The 233-nt window shown below is 75.1% G+C and carries 1 pseudogene; it reads left to right on the top strand.

The features are described 5' to 3' along the window. A pseudogene (locus PUR61_RS38360) lies at positions 1–233 on the top strand (PhoH family protein); the annotation flags it as partial.

Below are 233 nucleotides of genomic sequence, written 5' to 3'. Positions count from 1 at the left end.
GCGGTCACCTCCGGGTGGACCGGCATGTCCGAGCTGCACGTGGCGGCCGACGACGTCGACGCGCTGTTCTCGGCCGGCCACGACACCGCGGTGTCCATCGAGGGCGTCAGCGACCTCCCCGTGCACACCGGACTCGTGCTCACCTCCGAACGCGGCCGGGCGCTCGGCCGGGTCACCGGCGACGGCCGCGTCCGGCTGGTGCGCGGAGAACGCGAGGCGTTCGGACTGCGCGG

The sequence above is a fragment of the Streptomyces sp. BE20 genome (assembly GCF_036322525.1).
Taxonomy (GTDB): Bacteria; Actinomycetota; Actinomycetes; order Streptomycetales; family Streptomycetaceae; genus Kitasatospora.
Note: the sequence above shows the minus strand (reverse complement) of the source record. Positions and strands in the feature narration are given on the sequence as shown.